Consider the following 15,479-nt stretch of genomic DNA (forward strand, 5'->3'; position numbering starts at 1 on the left):
GGGGTTCCGCCCGACAGGACCGCCTGACACGATGGAAAAGCGTAGGCTGCAAAACACAAAACCCGCGCCGGTTTTGCCAGCGCGGGTTTCATAATGAATTTACGAAAGACGTGCGAAGCGGCGTTAGCTAACGGCTGCTTCAAACTCGTTCTTCGTGCCGGCATCCTTCAGGTACTCGAGCGCCTTCTTGGAGGCAGCAACGAGCGCACCGAAAGCTTCCGGCTCATGGATCGCCATATCGGAGAGAACCTTGCGGTCGACTTCGATGCCAGCCTTGGTCAGGCCGTCGATGAAGCGGCCGTAGGTCAGGCCGGATTCGCGGACGGCAGCATTGATGCGCTGGATCCAGAGGGCGCGGAAATTGCGCTTGTTGACCTTGCGGTCGCGGTAAGCGTACTGCTTGGAACGATCGACAGCGGCCTTGGCGGTACGGATGGTGTTCTTGCGGCGGCCGTAGAAGCCACGAGCCTGCTTCAGAACCTTCTTATGCTTGGCGTGGGCGGTAACGCCTCTTTTTACACGTGCCATTTCATGATCTCCTTAGTCTATAGCGTTACGAATAGTCTTAGAGACCGTTCGGCAAGTAGTTCTTGATTACCTTACGGCCATCCGGTTCTGCGAGAACCATGGTGCCGCGGGCATCGCGAATGAACTTGTTGCTACGCTTGATCATGCCGTGGCGCTTGCCAGCAGCGGCTGCCTTGACCTTGCCGGTCGCGGTGATCTTGAACCGCTTCTTGGCAGAGGACTTCGTCTTCATCTTGGGCATTTTGCTACTCCTTTGGTGCTTCCGTGCGCGCTTTGCTAAAAAGCCCTTCCCACAGATCCGGCTAGGCCGGGCTGCGACAAGGTGCCGGAGCGTTTGTTGTTGAACGGCGGATACGGTGATGAACCGCCCCGCCAGCATTCTGAACTGCCACGGCATGCCCTGCCGGTCAGTTCGGACGCGCGCTTATAACCGCAGTTGCCTCAGAGTGCAACGGGCCAGACGCGTGAATCTTTGCAGATCGATGACAGGCATCGACATTGCTGCAAAAAAGGAAAAAGCCGCCCAATGGGACGGCTCCGACCTCTTACTCCAACTTGCGCCTCACTTCGGCGCAAGCACCATCATCATCTGACGGCCTTCGAGCTTGGGCTCGGCTTCCACCTTGGCGATCTCAATCGTGTCTTCCTTGACCTGCTGAAGAAGCTTCATGCCGAGTTCCTGGTGAGCCATTTCGCGGCCACGGAACTTCAAGGTCACCTTCACCTTGTCGCCTTCCTCGAAGAAACGGCCGATCGCCTTCATCTTCACCTCATAGTCATGGGTGTCGATGTTCGGACGCATCTTGATTTCTTTGACTTCGACGATCTTCTGCTTCTTGCGCGCCTCGGCGGCCTTCTTCTGGTTAGCGTATTTCAGCTTGCCCAGATCGAGAATCTTGCACACAGGCGGTTCAGCATTGGGGGAAATCTCCACCAGATCGAGGCCGGCCTCCTCTGCCATTCTCAACGCCTGGTCCGTCGCGACGATACCCATATTAGCGCCGTCAGCTCCAATGAGCTGAACTTTGGGAATGCGAATTTCCCTGTTGGAACGTGGCCCGTCCTTTACGGGCGCATCGGTTTTAAAGGGTCTGCGAATGGTCGTATTCTCCACGAATTGTTTCGGATTAGCTGCAGCCTCTCGCTCCCATCAGCGCAACTGACGGAAATGTCGTAAAAGCTGTGTTGAAGTCAATAGCATGACATCAGGAAAAAATCACCTCTTGCGTGTCAATACAGTATCACGGCAGCGCAAGATGCGCGAAGGACACAGTATTATTCCAAAAAGAAGTGGAAACCCGCGTGAAAAGCCCGACGATTTTTCGGGTCATGCGCGCGCGAATCTGCTCTATAGGGCAAAAATTCCGGGAGTTTCTTGATGTCCGAAGCAGCCGCAGGCACTCAGCCGACCTTCCTTTCCGTTGGCACGGGCGACGGCCAGCGTCAAATCGCCGTCTGCCAGCGTGCCGCCGGCAAGGGCTCGAAGGACATAAGCTTCGTGTGGCTATCCGGCTATCGATCCGACATGAGCGGCGCCAAGGCGCTGGAACTGGATGCGCTGGCCGAGCGGCTCGGTCTCGGCTGCATCCGCTTCGATTATTCCGGCCACGGCCAATCCGGCGGCAAGTTCACCGACGGCACGATCTCGCGCTGGCTGGAAGAGGCGCTTGATGTCATAGAGCATGCCAAGCCGACCCGGATCGTCCTCGTCGGCTCCTCCATGGGCGGCTGGATCGCGCTCAGGGCCATCCAGGAATTGCGCAAGCGCAAAAAGGCGCCTGCCATCGCAGGTCTCCTGCTGATTGCGCCGGCCCCGGATTTCACCGTGGATCTCATCGAGCCCAATCTCTCCGATGTCGAGCGGCGCTCGCTGGCAGAGCGCGGCTATTTCGAAGAACCGTCGGACTATAGTCCCGAGCCGAACATCTTCACCCGCGCCCTCATCGAGGACGGCCGCGCCAATCGCGTGCTGACCGGCATCATCGAGACCGGCTGCCCGGTCCATATCCTGCAGGGGATGCAGGACGCCGACGTGCCCTTTGCCCATTCGTTAAAGCTGGTCGAGCACCTGCCTGCCGACGACGTGGTGTTAACACTTGTGCGCGACGGCGATCACCGCCTGTCACGACCGCAGGATCTGGAGCGCATGCTGGCGGCGGCGGAGACGCTGGCAACGCATAATATTGCATAAAATCAAATAGCTATCATGTCGCCAGATTGATAAGCGGCTCCCTCGTCGTGGCGGGTTGGCTTGGCACCTCCGTAATCGCAGGAGGCATGAGATTATGGCAACTATCTCCTTGATTGTGCCGAAATTAACCATATAGGCCGGTTCCGACGTTAACACTTAAGTAACGATTGACTTCGCACGCCCCCCTACATTAACAATTTGTTAACAAATGCAGGGACGATACAAGGAATAGTGGGCGTGCGTATTAAGGGCCTTTTGGTTGCTTTCGCTGCTATAGTTGCGATGTCGTCGTCGGCGATGCCGGCGTCTCAGCAGACCGCGTCGATGACCGTCGGCAACGTCACTTCCCAGCCTATCGGGCACTATGATTTCTGCCAGAGGCACACCGACGAGTGCGGCCCGACCCGCAATGTCGGCCCGGTCGACTTGAATGCCGCCTCCTGGGCGCTGGTCAACCAGATCAACCTGCGCGTCAACAAGACCATCCGGCCCGCGACGGACATGGAAGTCTACGGCCAGGAAGAATATTGGGAATATCCGAAGACCGCCGGCGACTGTGAGGATTTTGCCCTATTGAAGCGCAGGCTGCTGATGCAGAGCGGCATCTCCGCCTCCGACCTGTTGATGACGGTCGTGCGCAAGCCCGACGGCGAGGGCCATGCCGTGCTGACGCTGCGCACGAAGCAGGGCGACTATATCCTCGATAATCTCGAGGACGAGATAAAGATCTGGTCCAAGACCCCCTATTCCTACCTGAAGCGTCAGGCGAGCTTCAACGCCGGTCGCTGGGTCACCATCGAGAACGGCAACGACGTTCTGGTCGGCGCCGTCAAGTAAGCACCGAAATCATCGACCTCGCAAAGAAGGCCGGCAGATTTGCCGGCCTTCTTTGTTCATTGGTTCAGGAAAGCAGGGCGGCAACACGCCCTAAGCGTTTCCGATCAATATGCCCGCCGCGAGCACGAGGGAGCCGCCGACCACCACCTGGAAGGCGGCACGCAGAAACGGTGTCTCCATATATTTGTTCTGGATGAAGGCAATGGCCCAGAGCTCGAAGAAGACGACGATGGCCGCGATGATCGTCGCCGTCCAGAACTGCGGAATGAGATAGGGCAGCGCATGACCAAGGCCGCCGAGCGTAGTCATGATCCCGCAGGCAAGACCGCGCTTGATCGGCGAGCCACGACCGGAAATCTTACCGTCATCATGGGCGGCTTCAGTGAAACCCATGGAAATGCCGGCACCGACCGAGGCCGAGAGGCCGACCAGGAAGGTCTGCGAGGTCTGCTGCGTGGCGAAGGCGGCGGCGAAGATCGGCGCGAGCGTCGAGACGGAACCATCCATGAGGCCAGCGAGACCCGGCTGCACATAGGTCAACACGAACTGGCGACGCGCATGCGCATCCTCCTCGTGCTTGACGGTTTCCGGCGTGTGCTTGTCGCCGAGCATGCGGGCGACGTCCTCGTGGCCCTGCTCGGCCAGCGCCAGATCGCCGAGAAGCCGGCGTGTCGAGGCATCCGAGACCTGCTTGGCGGCCTCGACGTAGAAATTATAGGCCTGCTGCTCCATCGCCTCCGCTTCCTCGCGCATGGCGTCGAGCGAGAGGTTCTTGCGCAGCCAGTCCGGCTTGCGTTCATAGAAACCACTCACATGCTCGCGCCGGATCAGCGGAATGCGCTCGCCGAACCGCTTGCGATGCATGTCGATCAGGGTCTTGCGATGAGTATCCTCGACCTCGGCCATATCCTCGAAGACTTTGGCGGACTCGGGAAAATTCGGGCGCAATATGTCGGCATAGGCGAGATAAATGCGTGAATCGTCCTCTTCGGCGGCGATGGCTATGGCCAGGATCTCCTGCTCGGACAGGGAGGTAAAGGAACGTTTCGGCGAACGGAAAAAACCCAACAACATGAGAGGCAGCCTCTTACTTTTAGAATTATTCTAAAAGTAAAGTGAGCCGTCGTGCCGGTCAAGCGCCGAGGCGATGTCTCCAACGGAAATCTCGCCTCAGAAAGGGGGTAATGCATAAATAAGGAGAGCGGAATATTGTAACGCCACTTTGACAGATTGCCGCAACGCCTGCATGACGTCTTGGCTTTGCCATGAAATAGCATAGACAGGCGGGGACGAAAGCCGGCCGCCGCGGCGTTCCGCGCAGGACCGGCGGGAGCATCATATGGAAAACCACATACAGGGACGAGCCGCCCATCTCGCCGGCATTCGCGAAAAAGCCGAAGCGGAGATGACGCGCATGGGCATCGATGCCGCCTTCATCGACAGGTTGGTCGAAACGTTTTACGCGCGCATCCAGACCCATCCGCGCCTCGGGCCGGTATTCGACGGCCGCCTTGCCGGGCGCTGGCCGGATCATATGGAAAAGATGAAACGCTTCTGGTCCTCGGTCGCCTTCAAGAACGGCGCCTATGGCGGCAAGCCGGTGCAGGCGCATCTCGGCGTCGAGGGTATCGCCGCCGATCTCTTTCCGGAGTGGCTGGCGCTGTTTTCGCAGACACTTGATGATATCGCGCCCACCGAGGAGGCGAAAAGCTGGTTCATGGCCACCGCCGAACGCATCGCCAAAAGCCTGGTATTGTCGTTGTTTTACAATCCAGCGGTGGATGATCCGGCGCGACAGGGTGGATGAGCGATCATCTTGCTTCGAGTTGGCGGAGGGGAGTGTGAGAGGCTCAGCATAGCGAAAGCTCATCAACTCCCAGCAAACACAGTCGCCCCGATACTGGCGGCAACGACAAGCCCCGTGCCGAACATCTGCGACGGGGTCATCGGCTGCGACAGGATGACGAAGCCCGCGAAGGCGCCGATGGCGGGCTCGAGGCTCATGAGAATACCGAAGGACGAGGTGGGCATGCGCCGCAGCGCCACCATTTCCAGCACATAGGGAAGCAACGGAACGAGCAGCGCCAAGCCGGCTATTTCGAGGAGGCCAAAGGCCGTCAGATGCGGGACCGCGGAGACGAAGCCGAAGGGCGTCGAAACGACTGCCGCAACCAGCAGCGACACGGAAAGCCCTTCAAGGCCCTGAAAAGCATTGCCGACCTTCTTCGTCAGCAGGATGTAGCAGGCCCATCCCGCGCCCGCGCCGATGGCAAAGAGGATACCAGGCAGGTTGCCCACCCATTCCTCGCCGTCATAGGCCAATAGCAGAACGCCGACAGCGGCAAAGACGGGCCAGAGAAGCTGACGGCTGAGGCCGAAGCCGAGGGTCGCGACAAGCAGAGGTCCGAGAAATTCGACGGCGACGGCAAGACCCAAGGGAATACGAGCAATCGCCGAGAAGAAGGACGTCGTCATCAGCGCCGATACGGTGCCGAGCGCCAGCACGCCGAGCCATTGCGTGCGGCTGTAGCTCATGATCTTCGGACGGACGATGAGCGCCAATGCGGCGGACGCGAAGACAAGCCGCAGCCATGTCGCGCCGGCCGGACCATAGGCGTTGATGATCGGAGACGACAGTGCCGAGCCGAATTGGATCGATGACATGGACAGCAGGCACATGAGCACACCGGCGGCGATGCCGCCCGAGGACGTCGCCACATCCGGATGCGGCATCAGCGCCGCGCCGCCATCCGAGCCGCCTTCGACAATCTTCTGATCCATGGCCTCTCCTCTTATGCGAGGCTTTTAGAGGCCGAGCCAGAGACTGGCAAATTCAAACTTTTCATCCTGCGATCAGACGCTTTGATACAAGAATCGGTCAGCCTTCGAGGCCCTTCAGCACGTTAGCGACATTCAGCCCGATCTCCGGCACGCCATAGCCGCCCTCCATGCAGACAAGAACAGGCAAGCCGGCAGCCGCGATACGCGCACCCATGCGAATGAAATCCTCCGACGCCAGTTTGAAGAAGGAGATCGGATCGCGCTCGAAGGTATCGACGCCGAGCGAAAGCACGATCGCCTCTGCACCGAATGCCTTGATCCGGGACAGCGCGTCGTCCAGCGCCGCCGACCAGACCTCCCAGGGCGTGCCGCGCGGCAGGGGATAGTTGCGGTTCGTGCCGAGCCCGTCACCTTCCCCTTCCTCGTCTGCATGACCGAGGAAATAGGGAAAGGCATGGATCGGATCGCCATGCAGCGAGGCGGTAAAGACGTCGCCGCGCTTGTAGAATATGTCCTGCGTTCCATTGCCGTGATGGAAATCGACGTCGAGCACCGCCACCTTGGCCGCACCATGATCGCACAGGCGCTGCGCCGCGACGCTGGCATTGTTGATGAAGCAATAGCCGCCGAAGAGATCGAAACCGGCGTGATGACCGGGCGGGCGGCAGAGCGCGAAGGCGAAACGATTGCCCGCATGGAGCCAGTCGGCCCCCGTCAGAGCGCAGCGCATCGAGGCGATGGCTGCCTCATAAGACCCTTTGGTGATCGAGGTATCGGCGGCGTTGGCATAGTGGCCGATCAAGCCCACGATGTTTTCCGGTATGCGCTGGCTGGTGCGCCTGACGGGAAAGGAATTGGAGATCGCCTCGCCCTTGTAGCCAGCCGCAACCCAGTGCTCCCAGACCACACCCAGGAAATCGAGATAGGCGGGATCATGCACCTTGCGCGCTGTCTCCAACCCATACGCCGCGGGGGCGACTACGTCGCGAAAGCCCGCCTCCTTGACGGCGGCGAGGATCCATTCGGCGCGGAACGGCGCTTCGAAGGGCGTGACGAGCTGACCGTCATGCAGCTCGGTCTTGGCGTCCCTGAGCTTATGATCCTCCGAGTAAATGACCCGCATTGTCGTCCCCTCCATGACAGGCTAAGTTATGTCGACGCAAAGGCTTACATGCATCGTCGCCAAGAAAAAAGAGCCGGGTGTGCGCCCTTGAACGCAATGGGAAACGACGGCATCTTCCGCCCACATTCTGCAAATTGGGGGCATTCAGCATGAAAATCCTGATGGTCGATGTCGATGGCGTATTGATCCACGGCCGGCCGAGCGACGGCCTGCCGCTTTTCACCTATCTGGAACGCGATCTGGGGCTGCAGCTGGATGTGCTGCAAGAGGCATTCTTCAAAACCTATTGGCGCGATATCGTCACCGGTCGCGACGCGCTGGAACCGAGGCTGGCCGAGGTTCTCGGCACAATTGCTCCCCACCTCAGCGCGAGAACGCTGATCGACTACTGGCTCGAAAACGATTCTCGCCTCGACCACACACTGCTGGACGACCTCGCAGCGCTGCGGGCGGAGGGGACGCAAATGTTCCTCGCGACCAATCAGGAGCATCTGCGCGCCGGCTATCTCATGGAGAAGCTCGGGCTTTCCGCGCGCTTTGACGGCATTTTCTATTCCGCTGCTCTCGGCTATCAAAAGCCGGCGGCCGAATTCTTTCAGCTGGCGACCGAGAAGGTCGGCATCCCCGCCGACGAGATCGGCTTCATTGACGATGTCGAGGCGAATATCGAGGCGGCGCGTCAGTTTGGCTGGAAGGCGAAGCAATGGACATCCGGCATGAGACTGAAGGACGCCATCGCCGCCTTTTCCACCTGAGACGACACTCTCACGCGGCGATGCGCTTGTAGAAAATGGTCGTGTCGCAGAGGCCGCCCTCCGGCCACATCGCATAATCCGGGATGACGCCGACGCGTTGCCAGCCGAGACGCGGATAGATCGCCTCGGCTTCGCTGCCGGTAGCCGTATCGAGCACCAGCAAGCCCTTGCCGACGCGGGCGGCTTCGCGCTCCGCCGCTTCCATCAAGAGACGGGCGAGACCCCTGCCGCGGGCGGCGCGATGCACCAGCAATTTCTTCAGATCGCCGCGATGCGGCTGGTTCGGCATCTGCGCCGCGCCCACTTGCACGGTGCCGACAACCTTGCCTTCGATCTCGGCGACAAGAAGCAATGTCGCGCCGCTCTCGACACTATCGGCAACGCCTTGCCAATAGGGCACGGCATCAGCAGATCCATAGGGCTGCATGAATCCGACGGAGGCGCCGCCATTGACGCAATCGGCAAGCACCTCACAAAGATCGGAGAGGACAGTACGGGCATCGGCAGCGGATAGAAGGCGAATGTCGGGCATGAAACGGTCCTTGGATGGTTTTATGAACGGCCGCGATCGAGGATGACGCAATAGCGCGCAGGGGCCTCACCGGGATTGTGGAAGGCATGGCCATCGCCGACGCCCATGTAGAGGCAATCGCCGGGCATCAGGCGATGCGTGATATCGCGGTGGGTCACCTCCATCTCGCCCTCGAACAGCCAGACATGCTGGGTCATGCCGAGACTCGCGCTATTCGGCGGAAAGCTGACGCGTGCGCCGACGGGAAAGACGACTTCGACGAGATCGACCTTCGAGCCCGTTCCAGGCGGCGAGACGGCACGCCTGACATAGCCGGTTTCCGGATCGCGCCAGACCGCCTGCTGGTCGCGGCGAGCCAGCGGCGACACATCATTATCGTCCTCGGCGAAGAAGGCCGAAAGCGACAGGCCGAGCGCCGCGCAGAGCCGCGACAGCAGGGACGCCGTCGGGCTTGCCTCTGCCCGCTCGATGCGCGAGATCATCGCGCGGCTGACGGCGGAGGCATTCGCCAACTCGTCCAGCGTCAGGCCGCGAGCGATACGCAGATGCTTGATCCGCGCGCCGATCGCTAGTTCCAGATCATCATCAGCCATTTGACTCCATCATCTGCGCTGAAATTCTACTATAAGAGAATTACACGATCCAATGATGGAATCAAGCATGATCATAATCTGCCGGCCGTGACGTCAGAAAACCCTGCCGCAGCGTGAATATAGCCGTCAAAACCCCGCTTTTCCGCTTTGCGGCGCGGGGCGGCGCTGCTATATGGCGCGCATGAGCACCAATTCCACCACACCGCTTTCGCACATCCGCAACTTCTCGATCGTGGCCCATATCGACCACGGCAAATCGACGCTGGCCGATCGTCTGATCCAGACGACGGGTGGCCTGGCCGAACGCGAGATGTCGGAGCAGGTGCTCGACAGCATGGATATCGAGCGCGAGCGTGGCATCACCATCAAGGCCCAGACGGTGCGCCTGCACTACAAGGCCAATAATGGCGAGACCTATATCCTCAACCTGATCGACACGCCCGGCCACGTCGACTTCGCCTATGAAGTCTCGCGCTCGCTGTCGGCCTGCGAAGGCTCGCTGCTGGTGGTCGATGCCAGCCAGGGCGTGGAAGCGCAGACGCTCGCCAACGTCTATCAGGCGATCGACAACAATCACGAGATCGTCACCGTTCTCAACAAGATCGACCTGCCGGCGGCCGAACCGGACCGCATCAAGGCGCAGATCGAGGAAGTCATCGGCATCGACGCCTCCGAGGCCGTGCTGATCTCGGCCAAGACCGGCCTTGGCATTCCCGACGTTCTCGAAGCCATCGTCCACAAGCTGCCGGCGCCAAAGAGCCCAGGTGGCGAGAAGGCGCCGTTGAAGGCGCTGCTGGTCGACAGCTGGTACGACACCTATCTCGGCGTCATGGTTCTCGTGCGCATCATCGACGGTGTTATGACCAAGGGCCAGACCATCCGCATGATGGGCACGGACGTGAAATACCAGATCGAGCGCGTCGGTGTTCTCACGCCGAAGATGCTGACCGTCGAAAGCCTCGGCCCCGGCGAGATCGGTTTCATCACCGCCTCGATCAAGGAAGTGGCCGATACCCGCGTCGGCGATACCATTACCGAGGACAAGCGCCCGACCGCCGCGGCCCTGCCCGGCTTCAAGCCGGCCCAGCCTGTGGTGTTCTGCGGCCTCTTCCCGGTCGATGCCGCCGATTTCGAAGATCTGCGCTCGGCCATGGGCAAGCTGCGCCTCAACGATGCCAGCTTCTCCTTCGAGATGGAATCGTCAGCTGCACTCGGCTTCGGCTTCCGCTGCGGCTTCCTCGGCCTGCTGCATCTGGAAATCATCCAGGAGCGCCTGGAGCGCGAATTCAATCTCGACCTGATCGCGACGGCCCCTTCCGTCGTCTATCAGCTCACCATGACCGACGGCACCGAGATCGAGCTGCACAATCCGGCCGACATGCCCGACGTGGTCAAGATCGCCGAATTCCGCGAACCGTGGATCAAGGCGACGATCCTGACACCGGACGACTATCTCGGCTCGATCCTGAAGCTCTGCCAGGACCGCCGCGGCGTCCAGACCGAGCTGACCTATGTCGGCAATCGCGCCATGATCACCTATGACCTGCCGCTCAACGAAGTCGTCTTCGATTTCTACGACCGCCTGAAGTCGATTTCCAAGGGCTATGCCTCCTTCGACTACAGCCTGACCGACTATCGCGAGAGCGACCTCGTCAAGATGTCGATCCTCGTCAATGCCGAGCCGGTCGACGCGCTGTCCATGCTGGTGCACCGCTCGGCCGCCGAAAAGCGCGGCCGCGTCATGTGCGAGAAGCTGAAGGACCTGATCCCGCAGCACATGTTCCAGATCCCGATCCAGGCTGCTATCGGCGGGCGCATCATCGCCCGCGAGACGGTGAAGGCGCTGCGCAAGGACGTGACCGCCAAGTGCTACGGCGGCGACGCCACCCGCAAGCGCAAGCTGCTGGACAAGCAGAAGGAGGGCAAGAAGCGCATGCGGCAGTTCGGCAAGGTCGAAATCCCGCAGGAAGCGTTTATCGCCGCGCTGAAGATGGGGGATGAGTGAGCGACTCGAAGATCGATACCTCACATCCTATTGAAGACAAATCCGCTCGCGCCAGCAAGATTGAGCGCGAACGTTTCTGGCTCGTCGAAAATGCAGAGGCGATTGCCGAAGCAAATGCCTATATCGAAAAGCACGGTCTGCCTTTTGCGAAATACCGGCAATTCTGACGGCGTGGGTTCGCTGCAGGTTTAGGCCTGCGCCATATATTCCTTCGTCAAACCTTCATACTCTTCCATCGCTGGCAGCGCGGCGTAGCTGTGCTTGGCCGGTGTCGTCACCCAGGGCAGTTTTTCGCTCGTCCAGGTTTCGATGAAGGGCGTGAACCAGCTGGGGTCATCGAGCATGGTGGCGCGCAGATTGACAAACCAATCCACGCCGTCGAGCTTTGTGAACATCCAGCTCATGCAATGCGGGCAGAAATAATGATGGATGGCGTCGCCATGCAGGCCGCCGATGACCGGTTCGCCCTGCGTCACCTCGAAACCATCGGAGGGGATAGCGGCGCTCAGCGAATAGGCGCTGCCGGTCATGCGCTGGCAGCCGGTGCAATGACAGGCCATGGTCAGCAAGGGCTTGGCGCTGATCTTCAACCGCACCTGTCCGCAACGGCAGCCGCCCTCGCAGGGTAGTTCCAGCGTCGTCATGATCTTATCTCCTCCCGTCTTCGATGATATATCGGCGCCGGCATTCATCTTCGGATGATGCCGACACCGGCTTCCCTCTGAATTGGAAGCCTATAGCAATCCTCATGCTTCCTCTGCCTGAAGAAGCGTCTGCCGCGTTCCGATCGTCTGGACCCAAGCGCGCGCAATCGCCAAGCCCGCAGTCTCCGCAGCTTCCGCATGTTGGGCAACAAGCTCCGGATAGCTTTCCAGCCAACCCGGTTCCTTGCTTTCGATCGTCGCCTTGAATTCGGTACGCCAGCGGTCGACCACGGCTGCATTGGCCTCGAAGTGGAACTGCGTGCCATAGGTGGCGCGGCCGATGCGATAGGCCTGGTTCTGCGCGACGCCGTTGGTCGCCAGGCGCACGGCGCCGGCCGGCAGGGTGAAGGTATCGGAGTGCCATTCGAAAATGGTGAACTGGTCGCCGACGCCGGCGAGCAGCGGATCCGTCTTGCCCTCCTCGGTCAGGCCCACCGTTTTCCAGCCGAATTCGTCGGCCGCGCCGATGAGATTTTCCGCCTCGTAGGCGCGCGCAAGGATCTGGCTGCCGAGGCAGATGCCGAGCACGGCCTTATCCTCACTCTCGAAGCGGCGCATGAGCCGCGCCAGTTCCGGCAGGTAGGGATGGGTTTCGTCGTCGCGGGCATTCTGTTCGCCGCCGAGCACGACGAGCGCGTCATAAGATGCCGTATCCTTGGGAAGCGCTTCGCCGTCCCATGCGCGGAACCATTCGGCCTCAGCTCCCGCCTCCTCCAGCGCGATGCCGAGGGCGCCGAGCGGGGTATTCTTCATATTCTCGATGATTGCGACGCGCATGCCGATGATTCCCGAGCAATGTTCTCGCCAGAGATGAGCACGAGGCGGGGTGATCAGGCAAGGGCCTAGCTTGCAGCCCGCCAAGGTTGAGCCTGGAGCGCTTCCGTTCCATACAAGGTCACGGCAGCGCTCTATCCTTTTGTTTTTGCGCATTTCCGCACGGAAAACCGCTTCACACTTTTCCTGGAAATGCTCTAGATGTCATCAAACGACGAAGGATGACAACGATGAGCGACAAGCCGCGGATCACCATTCTCTATTGCACGCAATGCAACTGGCTGCTGCGCTCCGGCTGGATGGCGCAAGAGCTGCTGCAGACTTTCACCGACAGTCTCGGCGAAGTGGCGCTGATACCCGGCACCGGCGGCGTCTTCGAAATCCGCATCGATGGCGAGCTCTTGTGGGAACGCAAGCGCGACGGCGGTTTCCCCGGGCCGAAGGAGCTGAAGCAGCGGGTGCGCGATATCATCGACCCCGAGCGCGATCTCGGCCATACGGACCGCGCATCGCTGGAAAGCTGAGCTGCCTATTGCCGGCCGCAGCCCTCAGTCAAAGGGCGAACGGCAGGTCTGGAAGCCGTGATGGATGGTGGAATAGAGGTTGGTGCCTGGGTTATAGGTCCGATAGCGTTCGGCGCACCACATCTGATGCCGCGCGCGCTGCTGCGCCGGCGACGGATAGACGACCCTCGGGGGCTTATAGTCTTCGCGCGGAGGGATCTGAATCCGCGGGCTGTCGTAACGGTTCGTGCCGCCGGTATAGGGCGGCGTGATGGGAAGGGGCTGGCCGGGACGGGTATAGAATTGCCGTGACCCGAAGCCGAAGCAGCCGCGAGAATCACAAATGACGGAGTTGGTGGTGCGCGGCGGAATGACGATCCTCGGAGGATCGGAGGCGGCAGCGGCGAAATCCGCATGCGCCAGCAAGGCGAAACCGAGAGCGCAACCGAACGCGATCCTGCCGAAAACAGCCATGATAAACTCCTGTAGCGGGCGCCGCCAGCCGATGTCGCTGCCGCGGCGCTTCCATATCTATTTGGGGTCATGACGGTGGCAAAACCAGTGCTGCCGCAACCGGAAAACAACGCTTCACGATCGGTTGATCCTTAAGACGGCTTGCGCCATAACAGCGCAATCATTCCGAGGAGATTGCCCGTGAGCAGCTTGAAATTTGGCACCAGCGGCCTTCGCGGCCTGTCCGTCGACCTCATCGGACGGGCATCCGCCCTCTATGCGACCGCCTTTGCCCACCACCTGTTGAAGAGCGGCCATGCCAAACCCGGCGACCTCATTCTCGTCGGCCGCGACTTCCGCGAGTCGAGCCCTGCCATTTCGGCCACCTGCATCGGCGCCCTGAAGCGCGCCGGTCTGACGCCGATCGATTGCGGCGCGCTGCCGACCCCCGCGCTGGCGCTTTACGGGCTGCAGCTCAAAGCCGCCTCGCTGATGATCACCGGCTCGCATATTCCCGCCGATCGCAACGGCATCAAATTCTACCGGCCGGACGGCGAGATCGACAAGCAGGACGAGCTGGCGATCAGCGCGGAAGCAACCGCGATCATCGACACGCTCATCGACGAGACATCAGGCAGTGCCGAAAATCGCACGGCGGAGACCGAAGCGCTGTTCCTGGAACGCAACAAGGGTCTGCTTCCCGCAGGCAGCCTCGCGGGCCTCACCATCGGCGTCTATCAGCATAGCACGGTCGCCCGCGACCTCTTCGGCCAGGTGCTTGCCCATTACGGCGCTCGCGTGGTGCCGCTCGGCCGCTCCGAGAGCTTCATTCCGGTCGATACCGAGGCCGTTTCCGCCGATACCATCCGGCTGCTGAAGGGCTGGGCGCCGGAGCACGGGCTTGATGCCATCGTCTCGGCTGATGGCGATGGCGACCGGCCGCTTGTCGCGGATGAAACCGGCGAGCCGCTGCGCGGCGATCTGCTCGGCCTCATCGCCGCGAACTTCCTCGGCGCCGAGGTCGTGGTGACCCCGATCACCTCCAATTCCGGCATCGAGGCCGCCGGCTCCTATGCGGTCACCCGCACCCGCGTCGGCTCGCCTTATGTGATCGCCGGCATGGACGAAGCCGTTGCCGCCGGCAAGGCCAATGTCATGGGTTTCGAGGCCAATGGCGGCACGCTGACGGCGAGCCGCTTCACCGTCGCGGGCAAGCCCTTCGACGCCCTGCCGACACGGGACAGCTTCCTGCCGATCCTCGTGACGCTCTATGCCGCCGCACAGGCGAAGAAACCGCTCTCCGCCGTGGCCGGCGGCTATCGCCTGCCCTTTGCCGCCGCCGACCGTCTGGAGAATTTCCCTGTGGAAACCAGCGCCGCGCTGATGGCCTATTTGCGCGCTTCCGACGCCAACCTCGCGGACTTCCTTGGCCCCATTGCAGGGGTGACATCGAAGAGCGACATAGACGGGCTGCGGGTAACGCTTGCGGACGGCCGAATCATTCATTTCCGCCCCTCCGGAAACGCGCCGGAAATGCGCTGCTATGTCGAAGCCGGAAGCGAAAACGAGGCAAAGGCCCTGCTGGAACAGGGACTTGGCCTCATCACCGCGTGGGCGGCAGCCCGGGTCTGACCCGGGCTTCAACCGCTTTTTTCCAGATTGACACGAAAACTTCAAAAACCCTGTTGACACCAGACGGC

19 protein-coding genes are annotated in these 15,479 nt (G+C 60.8%); 8 read left to right on the forward strand and 11 right to left on the reverse strand.

Going from position 1 to position 15,479, the window contains the following annotated elements; translation table 11 throughout:
* Positions 1–123 precede the first annotated feature (123 nt).
* From rplT to infC, 3 genes are all read right to left on the reverse strand, one after another.
* Positions 124–528, reverse strand: a complete 405-nt coding sequence (gene rplT, locus FHT28_RS14800; protein ID WP_037197182.1) for a 50S ribosomal protein L20 — start codon at positions 526–528, stop codon at positions 124–126.
* A gap of 37 nt (positions 529–565) precedes the next feature.
* Positions 566–769: a 50S ribosomal protein L35 gene (gene rpmI / locus FHT28_RS14805; protein WP_003544621.1), complete on the reverse strand. Its 204-nt coding sequence runs from the start codon at positions 767–769 to the stop codon at positions 566–568.
* A gap of 321 nt (positions 770–1,090) precedes the next feature.
* A complete protein-coding gene (infC, locus tag FHT28_RS14810; protein ID WP_173411338.1) occupies positions 1,091–1,627 on the reverse strand; it encodes a translation initiation factor IF-3 in 537 nt (178 codons plus the stop codon).
* A gap of 279 nt (positions 1,628–1,906) precedes the next feature.
* Here infC and FHT28_RS14815 point away from each other — a divergent pair, with 279 nt between their 5' ends.
* Both FHT28_RS14815 and FHT28_RS14820 read left to right on the forward strand, forming a co-directional pair.
* Complete coding sequence (locus tag FHT28_RS14815; RefSeq protein WP_168596605.1) at positions 1,907–2,719, forward strand: alpha/beta hydrolase; 813 nt, start codon at positions 1,907–1,909, stop codon at positions 2,717–2,719.
* Between the two features lie 237 nt (positions 2,720–2,956).
* Positions 2,957–3,556: a transglutaminase-like cysteine peptidase gene (locus FHT28_RS14820; protein WP_037197180.1), complete on the forward strand. Its 600-nt coding sequence runs from the start codon at positions 2,957–2,959 to the stop codon at positions 3,554–3,556.
* A gap of 90 nt (positions 3,557–3,646) precedes the next feature.
* Here FHT28_RS14820 and mbfA read toward each other — a convergent pair whose 3' ends face one another.
* Positions 3,647–4,630 carry an iron exporter MbfA gene (gene mbfA / locus FHT28_RS14825; RefSeq protein WP_037197179.1) on the reverse strand — a complete coding sequence of 328 codons (984 nt, stop codon included), beginning with the start codon at positions 4,628–4,630 and terminating at the stop codon, positions 3,647–3,649.
* Between the two features lie 265 nt (positions 4,631–4,895).
* Here mbfA and FHT28_RS14830 point away from each other — a divergent pair, with 265 nt between their 5' ends.
* Entirely contained in the window at positions 4,896–5,363 is a 468-nt protein-coding gene (locus FHT28_RS14830; protein ID WP_092574502.1) for a truncated hemoglobin, read from the forward strand.
* 62 nt (positions 5,364–5,425) lie between these two features.
* On the opposite strand, the gene FHT28_RS14835 is transcribed toward FHT28_RS14830, so the two are convergent.
* Together FHT28_RS14835 and FHT28_RS14840 are read right to left on the reverse strand one after the other, a co-directional pair.
* Positions 5,426–6,337: an EamA family transporter gene (locus FHT28_RS14835; RefSeq protein ID WP_208865014.1), complete on the reverse strand. Its 912-nt coding sequence runs from the start codon at positions 6,335–6,337 to the stop codon at positions 5,426–5,428.
* 97 nt (positions 6,338–6,434) lie between these two features.
* Entirely contained in the window at positions 6,435–7,460 is a 1,026-nt protein-coding gene (locus tag FHT28_RS14840; RefSeq protein WP_168596606.1) for a histone deacetylase family protein, read from the reverse strand.
* A 149-nt stretch (positions 7,461–7,609) separates the two neighbouring features.
* Here FHT28_RS14840 and FHT28_RS14845 point away from each other — a divergent pair, with 149 nt between their 5' ends.
* Entirely contained in the window at positions 7,610–8,215 is a 606-nt protein-coding gene (locus FHT28_RS14845) for an HAD-IA family hydrolase (protein WP_168596607.1), read from the forward strand.
* 10 nt (positions 8,216–8,225) lie between these two features.
* Here the strand turns inward: FHT28_RS14845 and FHT28_RS14850 are convergent, their stop codons facing one another.
* Positions 8,226–8,747 carry a GNAT family N-acetyltransferase gene (locus FHT28_RS14850; protein WP_168596608.1) on the reverse strand — a complete coding sequence of 174 codons (522 nt, stop codon included), beginning with the start codon at positions 8,745–8,747 and terminating at the stop codon, positions 8,226–8,228.
* A 20-nt stretch (positions 8,748–8,767) separates the two neighbouring features.
* Positions 8,768–9,340: a helix-turn-helix domain-containing protein gene (locus tag FHT28_RS14855; RefSeq protein ID WP_037197169.1), complete on the reverse strand. Its 573-nt coding sequence runs from the start codon at positions 9,338–9,340 to the stop codon at positions 8,768–8,770.
* Positions 9,341–9,512: 172 nt separating this feature from the next.
* Here FHT28_RS14855 and lepA point away from each other — a divergent pair, with 172 nt between their 5' ends.
* Positions 9,513–11,345 carry a translation elongation factor 4 gene (lepA, locus tag FHT28_RS14860; RefSeq protein ID WP_037197167.1) on the forward strand — a complete coding sequence of 611 codons (1,833 nt, stop codon included), beginning with the start codon at positions 9,513–9,515 and terminating at the stop codon, positions 11,343–11,345.
* Positions 11,342–11,512 (forward strand): type II toxin-antitoxin system CcdA family antitoxin, encoded by a 171-nt coding sequence (locus FHT28_RS14865; protein WP_081938731.1) that lies wholly within the window; start codon positions 11,342–11,344, stop codon positions 11,510–11,512. Before lepA ends, FHT28_RS14865 begins: the two co-directional genes overlap by 4 nt.
* Before the next feature lie 21 nt (positions 11,513–11,533).
* Here FHT28_RS14865 and FHT28_RS14870 read toward each other — a convergent pair whose 3' ends face one another.
* Both FHT28_RS14870 and FHT28_RS14875 read right to left on the reverse strand, forming a co-directional pair.
* Complete coding sequence (locus tag FHT28_RS14870) at positions 11,534–11,989, reverse strand: GFA family protein (RefSeq protein ID WP_047556425.1); 456 nt, start codon at positions 11,987–11,989, stop codon at positions 11,534–11,536.
* 102 nt (positions 11,990–12,091) lie between these two features.
* Positions 12,092–12,826, reverse strand: a complete 735-nt coding sequence (locus tag FHT28_RS14875; protein ID WP_168596609.1) for a type 1 glutamine amidotransferase — start codon at positions 12,824–12,826, stop codon at positions 12,092–12,094.
* A gap of 227 nt (positions 12,827–13,053) precedes the next feature.
* On the opposite strand from FHT28_RS14875, the gene FHT28_RS14880 reads away from it, so the two are divergent.
* Positions 13,054–13,347, forward strand: a complete 294-nt coding sequence (locus FHT28_RS14880) for a SelT/SelW/SelH family protein (protein WP_004108029.1) — start codon at positions 13,054–13,056, stop codon at positions 13,345–13,347.
* A 24-nt stretch (positions 13,348–13,371) separates the two neighbouring features.
* Here FHT28_RS14880 and FHT28_RS14885 read toward each other — a convergent pair whose 3' ends face one another.
* Entirely contained in the window at positions 13,372–13,800 is a 429-nt protein-coding gene (locus FHT28_RS14885) for a BA14K family protein (protein WP_037197164.1), read from the reverse strand.
* Between the two features lie 189 nt (positions 13,801–13,989).
* On the opposite strand from FHT28_RS14885, the gene FHT28_RS14890 reads away from it, so the two are divergent.
* On the forward strand, positions 13,990–15,411 hold the full coding sequence (locus tag FHT28_RS14890) for a phosphomannomutase (protein ID WP_210255763.1): 1,422 nt from the start codon (positions 13,990–13,992) through the stop codon (positions 15,409–15,411).
* The last annotated feature ends 68 nt before the right edge of the window (positions 15,412–15,479 follow it).

The organism is Rhizobium sp. SG570, from assembly GCF_012275345.1.
GTDB classification, from domain to species: domain Bacteria; phylum Pseudomonadota; class Alphaproteobacteria; order Rhizobiales; family Rhizobiaceae; genus Rhizobium; species Rhizobium lusitanum.